This window comes from Psychromonas sp. (assembly GCF_047632955.1).
In the GTDB taxonomy this organism is placed as follows: domain Bacteria; phylum Pseudomonadota; class Gammaproteobacteria; order Enterobacterales; family Psychromonadaceae; genus Psychromonas.
The window spans coordinates 96,250-118,769 of sequence record NZ_JBLIED010000001.1 but is presented as its reverse complement, the minus strand read 5'-3'; the positions used below and the strand labels follow the sequence as shown (position 1 = coordinate 118,769).

The window sequence follows — 22,520 nt, the reverse complement described above, 5'->3', positions numbered from 1 at the left end:
TAGATGAGTATTAAAATACCTTGATTAAAGGAAAGCGTCTACATTTTGCCTGTATTTTTTTCTAAAACTGTTAGACCTTTATACAAAGCCCAACTTTTTCGTTAGAATCCTGTTCTTGATAAATTTAAAGAGTAAATTATGCTACAAAACCAACTCATAAGACAGCCCCTTTCCGGTGTAGGTTATCTCCTTAAAGGTGCAAAACTTCTCAGTCACCCTAAATTGCGTTTTTTTGTATTGATCCCCCTAATGATTAATATACTCATTTTTGCCGGTGCCTTTTGGTTTCTGTTCAGTTCAATAACACAATGGATAGACAGTTACATGGCAGGCTTACCGGAATTTTTAAGTTGGTTAAATTATATTTTATGGCCAATTATAGTGCTTTCCATTTTATTCGCCTTTACCTTTATATTTTCTGCTATCGCTAATTTAATCGCCGCCCCTTTTAACGGTTTATTGGCAGAAAAAACCGAAATAATATTAACCAATCAACCCTTAGCTGAAACGCGCTTATCCGATATTGTTAGAGATTTACCGCGTATCTTTAAACGAGAGTTACAAAAATTAGCTTACTTTTTGCCAAGAATGCTGTTCTGTGGATTATTATTTTTTATCCCGGGTTTTGGACAAATAGTTGCTCCCTTTATCTGGTTTGTATTTGCAGGTTGGATGATGGCAATACAGTATGCAGATTTCCCCTTTGATAATCATAAAGTCCCCTTTGCGACAATGAAACAGAGACTAAGAAAACGTTTAGGCAAAAATTTAACTTTTGGTATGCTGGTGAGTTTTTTTACCACTGTCCCGGTCTTAAACTTTATCATCATGCCGATTGCGGTGTGTGGAGCGACGGCTTTCTGGGTGGATGTTTATAAACAGGAATTCATCAATGATGAATCACAAAACGTCAATTAATAGTGGCGGATGACGCCATTAATGCTAATGACGTCATCTTTAGTATCTGAATGTCAGGAGTTGAGTCAACATAAACTACCCTTTAACTTACAACATAAGCCTAGTTAAAAAGTAGCATCGTCTTTATTATCAGTCGGTCATTTACAGGAGCCTTACTCGGCTCCCCTGCCCTATTACTTAAAAATCAGTACTTTAAACTTATTACTTTAAACTGAGGCTTTATATATTTCGTTAATCGCTGTTGCTAACAATTGATCAAATTCAGCTGGCGTTTGTTTGGCTGATAAATCTGCAAGTAGCGCACGTGAGAAGCTTGCAATTAAATTAGGATTTTTTGCTAATAATGTATTAGCTTCCTGGCGACTATACCCACCAGACAAAGCCACAATACGAACGATATGAGTCTCATTCATTAATGCGCTATAAGCACCACTCACCGTTGGAATAGATACTTTTAACATGATTTTAACTGATTTATCTAATTGCGATAGTTGCTTTTCAATTTCAGCAATAAGCATTTGTTCAGCTTCTTTTTTGCTACTACTATGAATATCTACTTCGGGCTCAAGAATTGGCACTAACCCTGCTGCTGCTATTTTTTTACCAACTTCGATTTGTTGTTCTACAATTTTTTTAATAGAAGCTGCATTTGCTTCATGTATTACAGAGCGCATTTTTGTTCCAAAAATATTTCGCTCTTTTGCTCTTTCGAGTAAACGATCTAAATCTGGCATCGGCTTCATTAATTGAACGCCATCTTTTAGTTCTGCAAGTCCTTTATCTACTTTTAGAATGGGTACTATGCCTTTTTTATCCCATAAATAATCGCCGGTATACAACCCTTCTATTTTTCTATCCATGGTCTTTTCAAATAAGATAGCCGCTAAAATATGCTCAGAGGTGAAGGATTGACTTTGTATTATTCGACTTCTCATCGCTTGGACTAAATCATACATTTCTTCTTCAGAATGATATTCGTTTTCTTCAATACCATACCCTTGTAACGCTTTAGGGGTGCTGCCGCCACTTTGATCAAGCGCAGCTATAAAACCTTTTGCTGTTCTCATTCGTTCTAATTGTTTGTTATTCATCGAAAACCTCCAAATAGTAAATGGTAATAATAGTTAATATTATTATCATTTAAAAATGAGCTTATTTTTATCTATAGTCAAGTCAAACTTATAGCACAGCCCATTTTTACAGCTCGCCAGCTTTATCCTGTCTTTTTATATTTTCCCTTTCCGAACAGATGCTAACAACAATTAAAAGCGACAATTATTGGGGCGTTGCCGATATATTTACAGGCCGGTTGATAAGCGATTTACTATCAGCAACGATTGGAATAGTCTAGGTGGGGATGTTTATAAAATAAAAATAAAAATTGCTAAACATTCAGCCAGAAATAATTTGGACAGGAATAGAAAAATCCGCATTATTGATAAAGGTTATCATAAATAAAATAAACCTCTCCTGTATTCAGTTTTGAAAACAATTCGATAAGTAGACAAACTTGAAAAATACATAAGGCAGAAATAATGAAAAAAACACCCGTTTTACTGATCATATTAGACGGCCTCGGCGTTAATCCCAGTCGAGCTCATAACGCCTGGGCATTAGCAAAAACGCCCCATCTTGACCATTATTTTTCCACTTGGCCACACACTGTATTAAATGCCTCAGGAGAAGCCGTTGGCCTTCCAGATGGTCAGTTTGGGAATTCCGAAGTGGGACATCTAACACTCGGGTCCGGTCGTGTTTTAAAACAAGAACTGCCACGTATTTCACACGCGATTAGCAGTGATCAACTGTCCGCAAATCCCAAATGGCAAGCCATGCTCACTCAGTCACCGCGCCTACATTTAGTGGGCTTAGTGTCAGATGGCGGAGTGCATTCTCATATTGATCATCTCTGTGGACTTTTACCCTTACTAGTAAAGGCAGGCGTCGAACCCGTAATACACATGATAAGCGACGGACGAGACACAGCACCTCGTTCAGCACTATCATATATCCAACAACTAGAAGACAAGCTACAACAATTGGGTTGTGGCAAAATTGCAACACTAAGCGGTCGCTACTTAGCCATGGACCGCACCAATCAGTGGGATCGTACCCAACAGGCTTGGTCTGCTATTGTCACGGGTCAAGGACTACAAAGTGATAGTGCAAGCAATGCCTTAGAAGCCGCTTACCAGCGCGATGAAAACGATGAATTTATTCAACCAACTATCATCGGTGATTACAAAGGCATCGCGAATAATGAAGCAGTCTTATTCTTCAATTTTCGTAGCGATCGTATTCGTCAGTTGACTGCCGCTATCGGTCTAGAGAAATTTAATGACTTTGACCGTGCCGAAGTAGGCGTTCGTTCTGTCGTTTGTATGACCGAATACGACGCACAATTTCCATTTCCAATTTTATTTGAACCGCAATTACCACAACAGGTGCTAGCACAGATTATCAGTGCTGCTGGCATGCAACAGTTCCATTGTGCCGAAACTGAAAAATACCCGCATGTCACCTATTTTTTCAACGGCGGGATCGAGCCGCCCTTCCCTGGAGAAACCCGTAAAATCATCCCTTCACCTGCGGTTGCAACTTACGATTTAAAACCTGAAATGAGTGCACCGGCAGTCGCTAACGAAGTGATTACCGCCATTGAAAGTGATTCCTATCAATTTGTTTTAGTGAACTTTGCCAATACCGATATGGTTGGCCATACAGCGGTTCGCCCGGCAGTTATCAGCGCCGTCGAAACAGTTGACCTGCAAAGCTCACGTATTATACAAAGTGCCTTACAACGTGGCTGGCGGATAATACTCACGGCTGATCATGGAAATTGTGATGAAATGGTTGATCCACAAACAGGGGAACCACATACCCAGCACACATCCTACCCAGTACCTTGCCTCTTAATCGGAGAAAAAAATGTGCGATTAGGTGTCGGTCGTAGCCTTGCTGACGTAGCACCAACTATCCTGGAATTACTCGATTTACCCAAACCGAAGGTGATGACCGGCCGCAGTTTGTTGTTATCTTAAATATCCCTGCAAATGAAACTGAGTTTAAGAAAATGTTTAGGCAAAATTTAACCTTTGCCATGCTGATCAGTTTTTTACCAGGGTCCCGGTCTTAAACTCTATCACCATGCCAAAGGCGGTGTGCGCAGCGACGGCTTTATGGGTGGATGTTTATAAGCAGGAATTGATCAATGATGAATCATAACGAGTAAGTTAACAGTAGCGGAGACGCCATTAATGCTAATGGTGTCATCTGCAGTGCCTGGAACTCAGGGCTTGAGTAACCGGTATAAGGTTGGTGCATCCAATTTTGCCAAGTATTGCTCATAATCGATCCCTTTTTCAACGATATACTCCGTGATTAACTCTTTTACCATTTGCACTAACTCTTTGGGATCCCAAACTTTTTCTAAAAAGTTATCAAGTTTGGCATTATTGATTGCCTGAATAGTATCAGCTTGGGTTGCAAGACCCGTTAACAGTAATTTTTTGGTTCCCAGAAAACGATTATCCTTGGCCACTTCAGTCAACAATTCGACCCCTGATTTTTCCGGCATAATATGATCCGAAATAATTAAGGCAACATATTCCTGCTTTGCATCTAACTCTTCCAATAACTGTAGGCATTCAAAAGCAGACTCACACTCTTCGATATTAAACATATCGCTAAAATAATCGAGGTCGCGACTGACCGATTCCAAGACTTCACGTTCATCATCAACACAAATAATATTAATTTTTTCCATTTTGCTGCCTCGAATAAAATTGTTTAATAAAAAAATCACTTAGCCAATAAAATTGGTTTTATTCAGAATGAATAACATAGCAAAGGCGACTAATACACCAACAATACCAATAATAACGCCTATTTTTGCCATCTGCTTGGTTTCAATATTTCCCGATGCGTAAGCAAGTGCATTGGGGGGCGTGCTGATAGGCAATGACATGCCTAAGGAGGCAGCAAAAGTAACTGCTAGTATTAATACAACCTCACCACCATAGGGTAATAGGGACTGCATGGTTGTCGCTAATGCGGCAATCAAGGGCAATAATAAATTGGCGGCTGCCGTATGGGAGATAAAATTCGCCATGGTTAAACATAATAGCGAGGCGCCAAGAATCAATAAAAGAGGATGCAGACTGCCGAACGGAATAGCATTAACCGCATTCTCAGCAAGACCCGATTCATCTAAGGCGACACCTAATGCAATACCACCTGATACCAGCCATAAAACATCCCAGGAGATGCGCTTTAAATCCTCTTTGGTAATAATCTTAAAGATCACAAAAACAGCGACTGGAATTAATGCAACAACATAGGCATTCATGCCGTGTATATCGCCCATTAACCATAATAAAATAGTACCGATAAAGGTAATATAAACCGTAATAGCTTTGGGGGTTTTTAAAAATTTTCCTTTAATATTTAGATTCATGTGCTCAGTTGATGTTGGAAACAGTTTTATTAACAGTAACCAGGCGATAAATAACATCACCACCACAAAGGGCACACCAAAAACCATCCATTGCCCAAAGGAAATACTGTTTTCATTAACCAAATACTTTAATGCGATGGCGTTGGGCGGCGTACCAATAGGGGTTCCTATACCACCGATATTGGCGGCGACGGGCACCGATAATGAGAAGGCAACTTTACCTAAGTCTTTGGTCGCCAGCAGAGCAATAACCGGTGATAAAATGGATAACATCATCACTGTGGTGGCAGTATTGCTCATAAACATGGAGAAAACGGCCGTGATCATCATTAAACCAAGCATCACATATTTGGGTTTACTGCCGAAGGGTTTGAGTAATACTCTGGCCAAATTAACATCTAAGCGATATTTAGTGGCTGCCATTGCTAAAAAGAACCCGCCTAAAAAGAGCATAATAATAGGTGATGCAAAGGTTGCCATAATGGTTTTGTAATTGATTAAATGTCCTAAATCCGGACTGGGTGTTTTAAAAAACCATAAACCCTTGTCGGAAACTAATAACAACTCGGAGACAATAATAACTACTGAGGTTGCGAAAATAGGGATTGGCTCTAATACCCAACAAAGCGCAGCCATTGCAAAAATAGCGATCACTCTTTGTTCGATCAGGGTGAGTCCGACAATGCCAAAACTATCGCTGGGCAAAATCAGAATAATTAACGGGATGATAACAGGTAGCAGATACTTTAAATATTTACTTATCATAGACGTAACTTTTTATTGTGATAAAAAATGATTGTCTATTAACCACAATAAAAAAAAGTGAATCAGATCACTTAGAATCAAAAAAGCCTTTTTGTATCTGCAAAAAGGCTTACTGGATCACTTTAATAAGTTATATAAATTTTATGAAATTACTGCATTAACGCTTTACTGACTTTTTCATATAAATCTAATGCTAAATCATCAAGTTGTAGTAAACGATTTAACTGCTCTTTAATTAAATTTATGCGATTTTCATCGAGGCGTTTGAATTGAATTAACGGGGTTATTAAGCGCGCAGCAACTTGCGGGTTCTGCTTATTTAATTTTATCAACTGCTCGGTTAGGAAGCGATAACCACTGCCGTCTTTAGCATGAAAATGATAAGGATTATTTTGTGCGAAAGCGCCCACTAGAGAACGTAATCTATTCGGATTGTTAAAATCAAAACTGCGATGTTTAAACAAGTTTTTTACATTGTCTAGAACACCAGACTCATCTTGACTTGCCTGAATCACAAACCATTTATCCATAACTAGTCCATTTTCAAACCACTTCGCTTCAAAATCCTGCATAACCGTTTCCCGACATGCAAGCGAAGCACCGTTGGCCGCAATTAATGCACCGAGATGATCGGTCATATTATTGCACTGCTTGATTTGTTTGACGACCAGTTCATTGCCGACTGCAGAATCTGCCTTGGCAATAAATAACAATGCCAAATTAGCCAGTTTACGGTCAGCAATATTCGCGGTGACCGGCTGATACTCGCCCGCCACTTGATGGGTTTCATAAACACTCAAAAATTCTGAGTGCAGAGCAGCAGCTAATCGGCTGATCATAAATTCGCGCGCCTGATGCAGTGCTTCAATATCAACCTTATCAAATAACTCCATTGCTCCGGTTTCCGAAACAAACTCAAACATATCGGCAATCAAAGCAGGATCTAATTGCTCACTGACCAGCACCGCTTTAAAACCATCAGTAAAGAGTTCCGGCAGCTGCATCAGTCGGTTATTGTGCAGATGTCGTACGTTTTCAACCAGGTATTTGTTAAATAAGGTTTGTCCTGCATCCCAGCGGGAAAATTCATCACTGGCAAAATTCATCAGATGTAAAAGCTGCAAATCCGAATAGCCGTATTGGTATTTTACCGGTGCTGAAAAACCTCTGAATAAAGATGGAACCGGTTTTTCAGTGATATTTTGAAACACAAAAGTCTGCTCATTTTGGGTTAAACTCAATATGGTATTAGTTTTATTACCATCGAAATTCAATACGTTACCCTGCTTACCCAATAATTCAATGGCAATCGGAATATGCAACGGGTGTTTAATTTGTTGATCTGCGGTCGGCCGTGTTGTTTGCTTGAAGGTAATTTGATAAGTGTTTTTTAGCGGATCAAAGTGATCGCTAATATTTACTTGTGGTGTGCCTGATTGTGAATACCAACGTTTAAACAGGGTTAAATCAATCTTACTGGCATCCTGCATCGCGGCAATAAAATCATCACAGGTGACGGCCTGTCCGTCATGGCGTTCAACGTATAACTGCATGCCCTGCTGGAATGCCGTTTCACCTAATAAAGTGTGCAGCATACGGATCACTTCAGCGCCTTTTTCATAGACGGTTAAAGTATAAAAATTATTCATTTCCATCACCGAGGCGGGGCGAATCGGATGTGACATTGGACCGGCATCTTCAGCAAACTGGTGATTACGCATGGTTTTTACATTAGCAATACGATTAGCACTGCGACTGCCCAGGTCTGAACTGAACTCCTGATCGCGAAAAACGGTTAATCCCTCTTTCAGGCTCAATTGAAACCAGTCGCGGCAGGTAATTCGGTTACCCGTCCAGTTATGAAAATATTCATGACCGATCACCGCTTCAATCCCTAAAAAGTCCTGATCCGTTGCACTTTGCGCATTAGCTAAAACGAATTTAGAATTAAAAATATTCAAGCCTTTGTTTTCCATCGCGCCCATATTGAAAAAATCTACGGCAACGATCATGTAAATATCTAAATCGTATTCTAAATTAAAACGCTGTTCATCCCATAACATGGCTTTTTTCAGTGAAATCATGGCATGGGCAGTTTTGTCCAGATTGCCTTTGTCCACAAACAGCTCTAATGCCACTTCGCGGCCACTTTTAGTGGTAAAGGTATCCTCTAAACAATCAAAATTTCCGCCAACTACGGCAAACAGATAAGCCGGTTTTGGAAAGGGATCAGACCAGCTGACCCAATGACGGCCATTGGCTAAATCCCCCTGGTCAAGACGATTACCATTGGATAGAAGAAAAGGGTACAAGGTTTTGTCTGCACTGATTCGAGTGGTAAATTTTGCCATTACATCGGGTCTATCGAGATAATAGGTAATGCGCCTAAAACCTTCCGCTTCACATTGAGTGCAAAATGCACCGCCGGATTTATACAACCCTGAAAAAGAAGTATTTGCCTGGGGGTTTAATTGCGTATGAATTTCCAGAGTAAATGTCTGCGGCAGATGAGACAGTTCTAAACCGTCTTCCACCAGCTTATAATCATGATGCTCGATACCATTAACCAGCAGCATATTAAGTTGTAACTGTTCACCGAATAAAAACAGCGGGCGATCATGCTCACCAACACGGACCACACGACTCACTGCTTTGACTAAGGTATTAGTGTCATAAAGATCAAAGTCCAGATCAATGCTCTCTATCTCATAATCCGAAACTTGATAATCTGAAAGGTATTTTTCTTTTGGATTTTTTTCTGCAACTTCTTCAATCGAGGTAACTTGACTCATTTTAAGGCACTCTTTTTAGTAGAGGATTCATAAGGATACGTACTAATATACAAGACGATTTAAGGAATGCTAAGCGCTTATCTGCCAACTTGCAAAAAAAACCTCAATCGGCGGGCTTCTGCAGGGCTAATTTCATATTGATCACCCCCTCTTCCATATCTCTTTCAAGCTTAAACCCTAATTTTTTAGACAGGCTGGCCATCCCAACATTAGACAGCATGGTCATTCCGGTTAAATAAGTAGTACCTTTAGCTTGTTGATATTCAATGATTTTTTTCAACAATATTTGACCTAAGCCTAAACCCTGCAGATCGGAACGCACCACCATCGCAAATTCAGCATCAATGTTATCAGGATCAACCGATGCATTAACAACCGCTAAGGTTTCCTGTTCATTAAGTTCATCAAAACGCACCGCGATAAAGGCCATTTCCCGCTCGTAATCAATCTGGGTTAAGGTCGCCATCTCTTCATGACTCATTTTTCCGCGCTGTGAAAAGTAACGTTTATAACGATCCTCTTCACTTAATGCGGCATCAAAAATCTGATGGCGCGCTTCATCTTCCGCTTTAATGGGACGAATTAATATCTGTTCACCATTTTTAAGGCGCACCTGCTGCTCTAACTGTTTTGGATAGGGTGTGATAGCAAACTTGCTCTGGGTACCTATGTCGGTATGCAGGAGATGCATCTGACTGTCTAAAATAATTACCTTTTTACCGGTCACAAGCACCGGATTAAGATCTAACTCGTCGATTTCACGATGATCTATTAACATTTGGGAAATTTTAGTGAGCATCAGGCACACCGCATCCATATCAAAATCTTGAGCGGCTTTTTTGACCTGGATCTTTTTCTCTTTAATGCCCTGGATCATCAGATAACGTGCTAATGCCATGTTTAATGGGGGTAAAGCGACAACCGCATTTTCCAGAGTAGTTTGCAGATCGCGCGCATCACTCTCCTGGGAAATAGCAATAACAGGACCGAAGATCGGATCTTGCTTGATCATCACCCGTAACTCTAAGCCGAGGCCACTGGCGACCATTTTTTGCAGCGTAAAGCCGGTTAAACGTGCCTCGGGTAATAAGCTTTTAACCCGTTTGTTAATCGCTTTTAATGCCACGTCTAATTCACGTAAATTATTGATGTTTAAGATAACCCCATGAACAAGGGATTTGTAAGCAATATCCGGAGAGTTAATTTTTACCGCCAACGGAAAACCAATCATTTTTGCTTTGTCTAAGGCTTCCTGCGCTGAGCCCACTTGCAGGGTTTCGATGGTATGCAGCTGATAAGCTTCTAATATGGGTTTTGTTTGGAAAGTATTGAGTTTTAGCAACGCAGAATCCGGCCCGACCAGGCTCTTAATATATTTCGATGCAGCGAGCGTCTCATAAAATAAATTTTCCGGCGTACTGCTCGGCGTTTCCATTAATAATTTTTTATTACGGCGATATTGTACTAAATGCATAAACGCAGTAATTGCACCCTTCGGCGTTCTTAAGGTGGCAATTTTTGCCTTTGAAAATAATTGCCGGGCAGATTTAGCGGCATTTTCGCCTGTCCAGTTGGTAAGAAGATTAACCCGTTTTCTGTTCGGATGTTTTTCAATAACATCAATGATTGCCCGCGCGCAATCTTCACTGTCAGACAGTGCAGAGGGAGAATGCATTATTAATATCGCATCAACCTGGTCGCTGTTCATTAAAATATTTAATCCCGCAGCATAACGTTTGGGATCTGCATCACCTATCATATCTATCGGGTTATTGCGCGACCAGTTACAGGGTAAGCAGCCGTCTAATTGCGTCATTAATTGATCGTCAAGCAGGGCCAACCGCCCCCCCTGTTCCACTAAATCATCGACCGCTAAAACGCCTAAGCCTCCGCCGTTGGTGATAATAGCGAGGCGCTCACCGTGCAGGTAGTTTGAGTAGGCTAAGGTTTCAACCGCGGCAAACAGCTCGTGGAAATCATAAACACGTAACATACCAACACGTTTAAAGGCCGCATCATAAACACTGTCGTGCCCGTATTGGCCGTTGCTGTGCAGCGCCGCGGCCATCGCCCCTAAAGGCGATCGCCCGGCTTTAATCACCACCACGGATTTATGTTGTGAAATTGCCCGTGCGGCGGATAAAAATGCGCGCGCATCGGAGATGCTGTCGATATACAAAAGCACGGACTGGGTTTTAGGGTCGCGCGCCAGATAATCTAATAATTCTGCAAAACCGATATCCCGAGCATCACCGATAGAAATAAAGGCAGAAAAACCTATCCCTTTACTGTTTGCCCAATCTAAAATAGTGGTGCAAACAGCAGCGGATTGTGAAACAAAAGCAATATTTCCCGGCAGGGCATTACAATGAGCAAGGCTGGCATTTAAGCGATTATAGGGGTTGATAATACCCAAGCTACTCATGCCTAAAAGCCGTATGCCAAGGTTTTTTGCGGTTTTATAAACGCTCTCTGCAATTTTCTGCTCTTTGACCGTGGTGACCACAATCGCCCTTGTACAGCCCTTTTCTACTAAAGCGTGTAAAATATCCGGAATACGGGATTCATTGGTGCAAATAACCGCCAGTTCAGGCGTAATAGGTAACTGGTCGATATTTTTATAGGCAAGCACGCCGTGCACTGAAGAATATTTAGCGGTAACGGGCATGATAGGACCGTTAAAGTCCCCTGATAATAGATTATTCATGACTAAATAACCGGCCCGATGAGGAATAACCGAAGCACCGATCACGGCTATCGATTTTGGATTAAAAAAACCTTTTAGGGTTAATAAACTCATGAACACAGAACCTCAGACAAATATAATTATTAACAGTTTACGCTCCCGTCATTTTTATGCCTTTTTTTCTTTTTAAAACAAGATACTTATCCTATCTTTTTTGCGGCGACTAAGATTGCAATAGCAGTGTCTAACGCGTATAAATCAGTTGTAAATTTTATCCTCTATTCAATTGGAAAGTGTTGTGCCTTACTCCCGAGAAATCAAAAAAATACTCAAGCTAAGTTTCCCCATTTTTATCGCACAATTTGCGCAAACGGCCATGGGTTTTGTTGATACAGTGATGGCCGGTGGTGTTAGCGCAAATGACATGGCGGCAGTCGCCGTTGCGACCAGTATTTGGTTACCCTGCATTTTGTTTGGCGTGGGTGTATTAATGGCGCTTATTCCGCTCACGGCGCAGGCACATGGTGCCAACAACACAGAGAGCATTCCGATGATCGGTCAGCAAGGTTTATATCTGGCCTTATTACTTTCCATTCCCATCTTTTTGATTTTATATAACGCCAGTTACCTTATTAATATCATGGACATGAACCCCATTTTAAAAGATATTACGATTCGCTATCTGCACGCTATTCTACCCGCCGTACCGGCCTTTTTATTGTTTCAGGCACTGCGTAACTATATAGAAGGTCTGTCACTCACCAAACCTGCAATGGTGATAGGTTTTATGGGATTAATTATTAACATTCCACTGAACTGGATTTTTGTCTATGGAAAATTAGGCATTCCGGCCATGGGCGGCGCAGGATGCGGCGTGGCAACGGCCCTCGTTTATTGGCTGATGCTGTTGGCACTCATTTTTTATGTGCGGCATGCCAAAAAACTTCGTTATTACCCTTTATTTAAATGCTTCTCAGCCATTAATATGAAAACGCAATTAGCCATCTTTAGCCTTGGTTTACCGGTTGCCATCGCGCTGTTTTTTGAGATCTCAATTTTTGCCATCGTCGCGCTCTTAATCGCACCACTAGGCGCAAGCATAGTGGCAGCCCATCAAATTGCGATCAATTTTGCCGGCATGGTGTTTATGCTCCCCATGAGCATTGCCAATGCGGTCAGTATTCGAGTTGGTTTTAACCTCGGGCAAACAAACAAAACGGAAGCTAAAAATGCCAGTTATGCGGGGTTTATTGTCGGTTTATCTCTGTCGGTGGTCACCGCATTATTAACCTTAATATTCAAACAACAGATAGCACAGCTTTATACCGATGACCAACAGGTGATTTTATTAGCGGTTACGCTGATAATATTTTCTGCCATGTACCAGTGTGTTGATGCTATTCAGGTTGTAGCGGCTGGCGCCCTGCGCGGTTACAAAGAGATGAAAGCAATATTTTCACGCACCTTTATTGCTTATTGGATAGTTGGATTACCACTGGGTTATAGCCTGGCAATGACCGATCTGTTTATGCCCGCACTTGGCGCAAAAGGATTTTGGATTGGTATTACGGCAGGTTTAACGGTTGCCGCGATATTATTAGGAAAACATCTCTGGGTGGTACAAAAGCGCCTGGCAGTATAGTGCCTGACCGATAAATCAAAAAAGCAGGCATTTAATAACCTGACAATCATCACGGCAAATATTATGCAACTTTAGCGATACTATTTTGATAGGCACGCTCAATGATCTGTGGATCTTTTGCGGCCTGCGTCGAAAAAAATTCGGCTTTTGGATAAATACCCAAACGGCCCAAATCTAAACGATCGGCATCCCAACAGGTCCCTATGGTTGGATCTTGCGACAATGCATGAAAGGTGTGCTCAGCACAGGCATCCACTAACAATTTAAACTCTTGCGCGCTTAAAAAAGAGAATGATTTTTTATTTTGTTTGATAAAAAAAGCAGCGGCAGGACCATGATCCGGTTCCTCTATGCAGTTTACAGCACAACAATCATGGAGATAACAAAATAGCTGCACAACAATTGGATTAGCCTTGGTGATTGGGATTAAAAGTTTGGCATTTTCCCAAGCTCGCTCCCAGTGCACAGGTCCATTATTAGCCAAACGATCCCCATGATAGCGATCAATCGCTAAATGCTTTATACGAGACATATCATTCATAAATATCCTCCTGTTATTATTAAATTAATCAAATACAGCATCATTTTCAATGATTGCCGTCTTAAATAAAAACACCCTACTTATCACTAAAAGCATAGGTTAAAAAATCAATAAAAGGCGGATTTTATTTCGCCGATTAGACTAACTTAATTTTTCGCAAAAAAAATAAGTTAGAAGTGTAAACGTGAACTTAACGTCAATACCAGTTACTTTTTTTGTCATTTTAAGCATGTTCTGACAACGTTTATAAAGACTATAAAGCATTGATCTGTTTGCCGTTTTTAAACGCACAAAAAAATCATTACAACAGATCACAATATTAGGCTGATTGCGCTCATTTTCGATTGAAATTTTTCTCAAATCAAAACCACAATGGCGATTATAGAAAACAGATGTTACAGAAAGATGAAGCTTTATAAACAGAATAAAGCGGTTTTAGAAGCAGGAATTACAGATGAGCATTTAGTCGAAGGGGGATAATTTAAGCAAAAAAATGGCAGACCTTTTTAGGGCTGCCATTTTTTAATGCAAGACTAAGAATTATTGATAGACTGTCTATCTATAATCCGAATTTAGTGTTCGCACGTTGATATAAATCTTCGTATTCGACGGCCGTGTGATGCCATGAAAAGTCACTGGTCATGCCATTTTTCATCACTATTTCAAATGCCGGATAATCGTTACGGTATACAGAAGCTGCCCAGCGCATTGTTTCTCTTAATGCTTCGGGATACAGATCGTAGAATTTAAACCCGGTTGCGCTCTCGATATTTTCAACGGAATAGTTGCTGACTGTGTCCTCCAGCCCTCCCGTTGACCTTACAATAGGAACGGTGCCATATTTCATGCTGTACATCTGGTTAAGCCCGCATGGCTCATACCTTGAAGGCATAACAAAGAAATCTGATCCCGCTTCAACAAGATGAGCAAGCTTGTTACTGTAGCCAATATGGCATCCAAATCGAGTCGGGTAGGCTTTAGCATAATCGGCTAAGGCAACCTCTTGCCATTTCTCTCCGGAGCCCACAATCACAAATTGAGCATCGTCTTCCTCAAGCATCTTATCTAAACATGCAATAAAGACATCTAGCCCTTTCTGCTCGGCAAGCCTCGATACTACGCCGTAAATCGGCACATCGGCGCGCACTTCCAGGCCAAATTCCTTCTGCAGTTCTGCTTTGCATAAAACTTTACCGCTCAAGTCTTTGTGCGAGAAATTGTAAGGCAGTAACTTATCTGTTTCAGGATTCCACTCGATGACATCGATGCCATTTAAAATACCGCGCAGTTTGCCTTGAACGGCTCGGTGTTGCAGAGGATGATCCAGGCCAAATCCGTATTCTGGAGAGAGGATCTCTCCAGCGTAGGTTGGGCTGACGGTGGTGACCATATCAGCGGTCAATACCCCCGCTTTCAAGAAATTAAGCTGATCGTAGAATTCGAAACAATGAACATTAAAATACTCCCAGCCAAGTCCTGTCCAGTAAAGATTCGCTTTACTGAACACACCCTGGTAGCCAATGTTATGGATAGTGATAATCGACTTGGTTTGCTTGAAATTTTCAAATCCGTTGTACAGGGCACTTTTTAAATAAACGCTGCACATTGCCGTATGCCAATCGTTGCAGTGCAGTACATCAACCTTGATATCCAGTGCCAGCACAGCCTGCATAATTGCACGGCTCAAAAATATAAAACGTTCGGCATTGTCAGTGTATTCATTGCCATCCCAGTCGTACAGTTTAGGGCGATCGAAGAAACGGTTAAACTCGATAAAATAAAAAGAGAGGTTTTCACTGACCTTGTGCCGTCTGATGCGAGCCCATTCCTCATTTCCTTCGCCAAAAGGGACACCCAGCAGTTCATGTACACATACCGTATCATCACATTTGTCGCCCATCACCTGCGGGTAATAAGGCATAAAAACTGAAACATTGTGCCCGTTCTCTGCCAAAGCGTAAGGTAATGAGTATGATACATCAGCCAATCCACCGGTTTTAGCGTATGGTGCTGCCTCACTTGTTGCCCAAACTATATTCATTATCTGTCACCTTAAATCTTAACTTATTTGCTCAACGAAGCCGCATTGCGGCGCAAAATAAATCATCAGACTAATCTTAAAATAAGCGCAATGATGATTTTTCAACCTAGAGATTACTATGAAAAGTAACGAACTCAAATACTTTAAAGCGTTATCTGCTTGTTCTATCAGTAATTCACAGCAGATAGTGAGCCGCCCTGTCTATTAACAAACCGCCAAGATCGGTTGATCACCGAGCGATCTTTAATGGTTACGTGATTGATTTGTTTTGAGAAAGTCATCAGCAGCTGAGAATTTTCATAAGGTAGTACATTGTTATTCACATCGGCTTTAAATTTTCACTATGGCTGCAACACCTTTTTTTGTTTTATAAGCAGATAAACGCCCAAAGATAGCTTACAAAAATCAGCATACCTCAGTAGCTGTTCTATTGTTACAAATGCCCGCTTTAAATTAGACACAACAACCTCTATAGTTATCAGCCAGTTAATAATCTTGAGGTAAATAATGAGCCAAACCGCCTTGCAGACAATCAAAAATTACCACCAGCAGAGCAAACACCAGCCTGGCCGATATGCGCGTGCACCAGGTTATATGGACTGGGCAAATCAGCCATTACCCTACCGGCTTTACGAAGGGGCACAACAAATCCCTTTACCGCTGTTACAAAAAACTAAAGATTCCCCCTATTCCGCACTTTTTCAGAGAGCTGAAAAAACAGCGGAATCCATCTCTGTAGAATCAATTGCCAGTATGTTGGAGCTCAGTTTAGGGCTTTCCGCCTGGAAAGAGTATCAAGGTTCAGAATGGGCACTGCGCATCAATCCATCCAGCGGCAACCTGCATCCCACCGAGTGTTATTTACTATTGCCGCAAGTCGATCAGCAAGCGGCTGCCAGTGTGCATTACAACCCCTATGTTCATCTTCTTGAACAACGTGCAACCATACCCGATGATGCAGCGCTGGCATTAAAAAAGATGGATGGTTTTCCCTTAATGCTAAGCAGTATTGCCTGGCGGGAGGCATGGAAATATGGCGAGCGTGCTTACCGTTATTGTCAACATGATTTGGGCCATGCCTTAGCGGCATTAAACATTGCCTGCAACCTCAATGGCTGGCAGATTCAAGTATTGCCCAATATCTCCGCTGAAAAGTCAGAAAGTCTCTTTGCGCTTGCACAATCAAACCATGTGCAGGCAGAAACCGAGTTTGCCGATTGTGTCTGCTGGGTGAGCCGGACAACACCTGATCTCGCAGCTATTGATCAATGGTTGAATCAGCTGCCAACGCTTAATTATTCACACTCAGCGAATCAACTGAGTAAGGTTCATATCGACTGGCCGATTATCAACCAAGTTGCCTCATCCAGCCAGCAGGAGCCGTTACAATTAACACCTGCCAAAAAGACCACTATTATTAACCCGGAGACAGAGAGCCTGTGCACAGCCAATGCCGAAACACTTATTCGCCAACGCCGCAGTGCACAAAGTTATGACAGAGCAAGCAGTCACCTGCCGTTAAACACCTTTTTACATAACCTGCAAAAAACCCTGCCCGGCAATACCATCCCATTTTCAGTTTTACCTTTCGAGGCACAGCTGGACCTTGTTTTATTTGTACATAATGTACAGGGACTAGCACCAGGTTTGTATATTTGGGTACGAAATGAGGATCATCTGCCGTTATTAAAAGCGCAAATGGACAGTGACTTTGAGTGGACAGAGGTCATTGAACAACAACCTTTGTACTTATTACAAGCTGGAAATTGCAGACCGATTGCCAAAGCGGTTAGCTGTGATCAGGATATCGCCGGTGAAAGTGCTTTTTCATTGGCTATGCTGGCAAATTTTGCCGCCCCTTTAGAAAAATCACCAAGTTGTTATCCCACTTTATATTGGGAAAGCGGATTAATCGGCCAGGTATTGTATCTGCAGGCAGAAGCTTTTGGTCTGCGCGGCACAGGTATAGGTTGTTTCTTCGATGATCAAGTGCACCAGTTACTGGGTCTGAAGGATGATCAATGGCAAACGCTTTATCATTTCACCGTCGGTAAAGCGATAGATGATGCACGGATAGCCAGCAAACCGGCTTATTTTCATTTAAAACAATAAAAGCTCTGTTTTGCTTGAACTATCAGCGAATTGCTATTATTAACAAGCAATTCGCCCGCTCATCCCCTTTTTAATGATTTTTCCAGTAGACTAGCCGTTTTGTTACCAGCACTCACGGGAAGATCATTTTGCAGACACTTGCACAGCTTAAATCGGGCCAATTAAACGGGATTAAACGATTAGCCTTATCTGAAAACTTAACTTCATTCCCGATCGAGATTTTATCACTGGCCGATAGCCTGGAGATTCTTGATTTATCCAATAATCAATTAACTTCATTGCCCGAGGAGCTTGCCCGGTTAACCAAACTTAAAATTATTTTTGCATCCAACAATCTCTTTGAAACATTACCTGAAGTACTGGGTCAATGTTCTGATTTAGAAATGGTCGGCTTTAAAGCAAATATTATTAACCGGGTTCCTGCCAACTCATTACCCGCCAGATTACGCTGGTTGATATTAACCGATAACCGCATTAAAATTTTACCTGACTCTTTGGGTGAACGGCCGCGACTGCAAAAATTGGCACTGGCGGGTAATCGTTTAACAGAACTGCCCAAAACCCTGGCTCAGTCTGAAAACCTTGAATTGGTCCGTATTTCCGCTAACCGACTGAGCGAATGTCCGGCGCAATTGCTGGGATTACCCAAGCTTGCCTGGTTTGCTTTTGCAGGTAACCCCTTTAGCCGCTCAAATGTTAAAATCAATACGGTACCGACATTATCATCATCGAGCTTCAGCTTACAAAACGTGCTTGGTCAGGGTGCCTCCGGAGTTATCTCCAAAGCCGTTTGGAATACGGATCAAAGCAGCTTCCCCGATGATATTGCGGTTAAAGTCTTTAAGGGTGAAGTCACCAGTGACGGCTATCCCGAAGATGAATTGCAAGCCTGTTTAAAAGTCGGTCATCATGCTAATTTAGTGCAGTCGCTAGCGCAGGTCAATGAACCCGATTATTTAGCATTAATAATGGATTTAATACCCCCACATTATAATAACTTGGGACTACCACCCTGCTTTAAAAGCTGTACCCGTGATACTTTTACGCCGGACTTTAGCTTATCTATTAAGCAAATTGAGAAAATCGTTGCACAAATGGAAGCGGTATTTACGCATTTACATGAAAATCAGGTCTGCCATGGTGACTTATATGCGCATAATACGCTGTTTGATGAACAAGCAAATATCATTTTTGGCGACTTTGGCGCGGCAACTATGTACCACATGCTAAACGCTCAACAGCAGCTGCAAATCAAGCAAATTGAACAACGCGCGCTGTTCCATTTTATTGATGACCTGTTAAGTATTTGTGCAAAAGAAGATCAATTGTGCAGCAGCTTTAAGCATCTTAGGCAGCGTCTTATCCATTAGAAAAACACGGAAGCTGCACAAATGCTGCCTGTTCTCAGAAGAATTTGACAGCGCTGTTCACGACAGACGGCAAGGCCATTTAGATAGCAACATTAGGATGTTAAACTTAACCCTGCATTTTTGGCCACTGAATTTTTGCACTGTCAATCGCGTTTTTACAGGTTATCTGTTCATTACCACTGTAGTTGCTACATCCCCAAAATTCACCTTTAGCACTTTTCCGCAGAACCATATCGGCACCGCATTGATGACAAAGCGGGAAAATATGATCACAGTTTTTATTTAAACAGCTTTTAAAGCCTTTATGACGGCTTTTAGACATCAACCCCTGACAACTTTCGCAGGCGCTTTCTTTATGATCGCAGCGTGGAAAGTGTGAACACGAATAAAAGGTGCCAAAACGACTTTGCCGCGCTTTAAGCGTCCCCGTTTCACAGCCTGGACAGAGTATCTTTTCAACAGAAGCCTGATTTTCCGTTATTGCAAATTCATTAAGCTCAACGTCATACCCTTCAACAAGCTCTTTAACAAAGCAGCTTGCGTCCTTCATATTTGCAATAATATAGACTCTATCCTTTGCACGAGTTAGCGCGACATAAAATAAACGCCGTTCTTCGGCGTGTTCAAACTGTTCTTCTTTTGCCAGAAACACGTCTAAAACGGCGGGGGTTACTTTGCCGGAAGGAAAACCATGTTGGCCCGATTTTAATCCCATGATCAGCACATAATCGGCTTCTTTACCTTTAGATGCATGAAATGACTGGGTTTGTATATTAAGCAGAGGGTATTGATTGTTTAAACGGGAAAGAGTTGTTTTATCCGGCAGTTGAAACCAAAAACGAGCGAGTAAATAAACGCTGACGGGTTGGTTAATTTTACCAACAATAGCCGTTAACACCTGTTCAATGGCACCATTTTCAATCTCAGAAATTATTTTATCACCCTTTGCCGGCACACTACCGGCACTCTTTCGCAGGATTGAAACCGCCGGTTTATTCACCTGCTTAAAGGACTTAATGGTTTTCTTTATTTGTGCAGGGTTTTTACTAACAAAAGCAGTTGCCACCTGGCCGATGCTGTTGTTAAAGCGAAAGGTCTGATCCAGTTCAGTCTGCGTCGTTGGCCCAAAATAATCGGCAAAACCCGTGGTCAGGGTGACATCTGCACCACTAAACCGGTAGATAGCCTGCCAGTCATCACCAACGGCAAAAACAGAACTGCCTTTATGGCTGTCGCGCAGCGCTTTGACTAAACGCGCACGCGGCTCGGAAATATCCTGAAATTCATCAACCATGATATAACGCCAGGGCGAAATAAATCGTCCGGCCTCGACATAGGCAATTGCTTTGATGATCATATCTTCAAAGTCTATTTCATGACGACTTACTAACCTTGCTCGATAAGCCGCTAAAATTGGCTTGAGTAATGCTAATGCTTTTGCGGTTTGTTTAGCGTCAATGGAGGCGGCAACAATCCGTTTTTCGGACGATTTATTCAAACCGGACGCTTTATAGAGGCCGACTAATTTAGCAAACATTTCCGCCAGTAAGCTGATACGCCCGGTCTTCTTTAAACTGGCTAAGATCATTTCATCGGGTAAACATTCACAGACAACATTTGCATTTTTCAGGCTTTTCTTCAGGGACTTAAGCAGTAACCCTTTTTTATGCTGCGCATAGCTTAACTCAATGCATTTACGGTTATGTTTCTGATGGCTTTGCCGCTTGCTGTTAATCGCGGCATGGTATGCCTGGTTATCAATATAAGGCGCGGTATTGCCATTTTCGTCTACGGCATAATATTCAATATAAATATTCAACTTCGGAAGAAAAAAGTTAGCCTGATATTGGTACTCAATACCATGATTAAATAACCAATTGGCAATATATAATTCAGCCACGCTTTTTACCTTATCGCCCTTTAAACTGCGAATATCGTTATCACTTAGATATTGGTAATATTCACCCAGACTGGTAAATTCAAAATGTTTTTTTTCAACATAATAATAGTGACTGAAATACTCCAGAACCCCGCGGCGGTATTGCGGCTTCTCCTTTATTAGCGCCTCGAAACAAGCCTGTATCCATTTAGACTTGGCTTTATCATCCTCTGCGAACACCGATAAATCAGGTTGCCCACCTTCAACCTGTTTAATGATATTAAGCCCAAGGCTGTGAAAGGTTGTTGCGCTTATTTTATCAGTGCCGAGCTTATCTTTTATTCTTTGATCCATTTCATCGACGGCTTTTCGGCCATAGGCTAATAACAAAATTTCATGAGGTTTAGCCTGTTGGCTGTTAAGCAGATAACCTGTTCGGCCAATCATTACGCTGGTTTTACCGGTGCCGGCGCCCGCCAATAAAAAATTGTTATCGTCATCGATAATACAGGCTCGACGCTGCCGGTCCGTTAGGGCATTACTTTCAATCTGGTCAAAAAATTGTTGATGGGTTTGTAACTGTTTGTGAATATAGCTTTCACGGCAAAGTGTTAGCTGTTGTTCCTGCCAATGGTGATAATGTGCTAGCGCCTTGATCATTTTTGCAAGACTTTCGACGCCTTGACTTGATGCGGCCCAGGGAAACCACCTGTTATATTCTTTAGCGATCGCCCGCTGCATATTTTTAACCGTCGATTGGCGCAGATAACGGCTGTTAATTACTTTTTTTGTTTTGCTTAACAAACCAAATAATTGATTTTTATTCGCCTCCGCCCACCACCGCTCGCAGTCAGTTTTATGATTTTTCTCACTGTTATAAGCAAGATTGCAGAGCACATAGGTTTGTTTGGAATGGTGAAAACTGACCGTTTGACCGAGCCAGCCAAAATCAAAGGTTGGCGGTTTAATCAGGGCTTGCCAGCTAATTTTCGTTGATCTATTTTTAACCATCAGTATCACCCCGTCAGGGCCCATAGAGATGCTTGTTGGGTGACCAAATAAATGACCAAACACAGTTGAGGAGATTGATTTCATTATTACAGAAGACCTAAAGACGGAGATGAGTGCAAAGGTTATTCTAACAGTACTATCCCAAAATTACTTGAAGAAGCAGGTATCAACAAGACGCTAAAGGATCATATCCCGGGCGGAAGACTGATTATCTAGATATTCTAAATCAAAGACTTCTAACAACGAAGAGCGTCCTATAGCCTTGTACTCCCATCCGAGAGCGAAATTCTGAATATTCAAGTAGTTT

The 22,520-nt window shown here is 41.6% G+C and carries 13 protein-coding genes; 5 read left to right on the top strand and 8 right to left on the bottom strand.

What is annotated here, in order from left to right; all coding sequences use genetic code 11:
- The first annotated feature begins 138 nt into the window (after positions 1 to 138).
- Positions 139 to 918, top strand: coding sequence for a sulfate transporter CysZ (cysZ, locus tag ACJAZP_RS00495; RefSeq protein ID WP_415228766.1), 780 nt, complete (start codon positions 139 to 141; stop codon positions 916 to 918).
- A 206-nt stretch (positions 919 to 1,124) separates the two neighbouring features.
- Here the strand turns inward: cysZ and ACJAZP_RS00490 are convergent, their stop codons facing one another.
- Entirely contained in the window at positions 1,125 to 2,009 is an 885-nt protein-coding gene (locus tag ACJAZP_RS00490; protein ID WP_415228765.1) for a fructose bisphosphate aldolase, read from the bottom strand.
- Positions 2,010 to 2,453: 444 nt separating this feature from the next.
- Here ACJAZP_RS00490 and gpmI point away from each other — a divergent pair, with 444 nt between their 5' ends.
- Positions 2,454 to 3,959 carry a 2,3-bisphosphoglycerate-independent phosphoglycerate mutase gene (gene gpmI, locus ACJAZP_RS00485; protein ID WP_415228764.1) on the top strand — a complete coding sequence of 502 codons (1,506 nt, stop codon included), beginning with the start codon at positions 2,454 to 2,456 and terminating at the stop codon, positions 3,957 to 3,959.
- A gap of 248 nt (positions 3,960 to 4,207) precedes the next feature.
- Here gpmI and ACJAZP_RS00480 read toward each other — a convergent pair whose 3' ends face one another.
- The 4 genes from ACJAZP_RS00480 to ACJAZP_RS00465 form a co-directional block, all read right to left on the bottom strand.
- Complete coding sequence (locus ACJAZP_RS00480) at positions 4,208 to 4,684, bottom strand: response regulator (RefSeq protein ID WP_415228763.1); 477 nt, start codon at positions 4,682 to 4,684, stop codon at positions 4,208 to 4,210.
- Positions 4,685 to 4,723: 39 nt separating this feature from the next.
- Positions 4,724 to 6,139, bottom strand: a complete 1,416-nt coding sequence (locus tag ACJAZP_RS00475; RefSeq protein ID WP_415228762.1) for an SLC13 family permease — start codon at positions 6,137 to 6,139, stop codon at positions 4,724 to 4,726.
- Positions 6,140 to 6,288: 149 nt separating this feature from the next.
- A complete protein-coding gene (gene pepN / locus ACJAZP_RS00470; protein WP_415228761.1) occupies positions 6,289 to 8,931 on the bottom strand; it encodes an aminopeptidase N in 2,643 nt (880 codons plus the stop codon).
- Positions 8,932 to 9,034: 103 nt separating this feature from the next.
- The gene (locus ACJAZP_RS00465; RefSeq protein WP_415228760.1) at positions 9,035 to 11,731 is read right to left on the bottom strand and encodes a bifunctional acetate--CoA ligase family protein/GNAT family N-acetyltransferase; all 2,697 of its coding nucleotides are present in this window, start codon (positions 11,729 to 11,731) and stop codon (positions 9,035 to 9,037) included.
- 184 nt (positions 11,732 to 11,915) lie between these two features.
- Here ACJAZP_RS00465 and ACJAZP_RS00460 point away from each other — a divergent pair, with 184 nt between their 5' ends.
- A complete protein-coding gene (locus ACJAZP_RS00460; protein WP_415228759.1) occupies positions 11,916 to 13,259 on the top strand; it encodes an MATE family efflux transporter in 1,344 nt (447 codons plus the stop codon).
- A gap of 61 nt (positions 13,260 to 13,320) precedes the next feature.
- Here the strand turns inward: ACJAZP_RS00460 and ACJAZP_RS00455 are convergent, their stop codons facing one another.
- Together ACJAZP_RS00455 and glgA are read right to left on the bottom strand one after the other, a co-directional pair.
- A complete protein-coding gene (locus tag ACJAZP_RS00455; protein ID WP_415228758.1) occupies positions 13,321 to 13,800 on the bottom strand; it encodes a hypothetical protein in 480 nt (159 codons plus the stop codon).
- A 559-nt stretch (positions 13,801 to 14,359) separates the two neighbouring features.
- Positions 14,360 to 15,841, bottom strand: coding sequence for a glycogen synthase GlgA (gene glgA / locus ACJAZP_RS00450; protein ID WP_415228757.1), 1,482 nt, complete (start codon positions 15,839 to 15,841; stop codon positions 14,360 to 14,362).
- Between the two features lie 507 nt (positions 15,842 to 16,348).
- On the opposite strand from glgA, the gene ACJAZP_RS00445 reads away from it, so the two are divergent.
- Both ACJAZP_RS00445 and ACJAZP_RS00440 read left to right on the top strand, forming a co-directional pair.
- The gene (locus tag ACJAZP_RS00445) at positions 16,349 to 17,953 is read left to right on the top strand and encodes a SagB/ThcOx family dehydrogenase (RefSeq protein WP_415228756.1); all 1,605 of its coding nucleotides are present in this window, start codon (positions 16,349 to 16,351) and stop codon (positions 17,951 to 17,953) included.
- 128 nt (positions 17,954 to 18,081) lie between these two features.
- The gene (locus tag ACJAZP_RS00440; protein WP_415228755.1) at positions 18,082 to 19,323 is read left to right on the top strand and encodes a leucine-rich repeat-containing protein kinase family protein; all 1,242 of its coding nucleotides are present in this window, start codon (positions 18,082 to 18,084) and stop codon (positions 19,321 to 19,323) included.
- A gap of 106 nt (positions 19,324 to 19,429) precedes the next feature.
- On the opposite strand, the gene ACJAZP_RS00435 is transcribed toward ACJAZP_RS00440, so the two are convergent.
- Positions 19,430 to 22,297 carry a UvrD-helicase domain-containing protein gene (locus tag ACJAZP_RS00435; RefSeq protein ID WP_415228754.1) on the bottom strand — a complete coding sequence of 956 codons (2,868 nt, stop codon included), beginning with the start codon at positions 22,295 to 22,297 and terminating at the stop codon, positions 19,430 to 19,432.
- Positions 22,298 to 22,520: the final 223 nt, after the last annotated feature.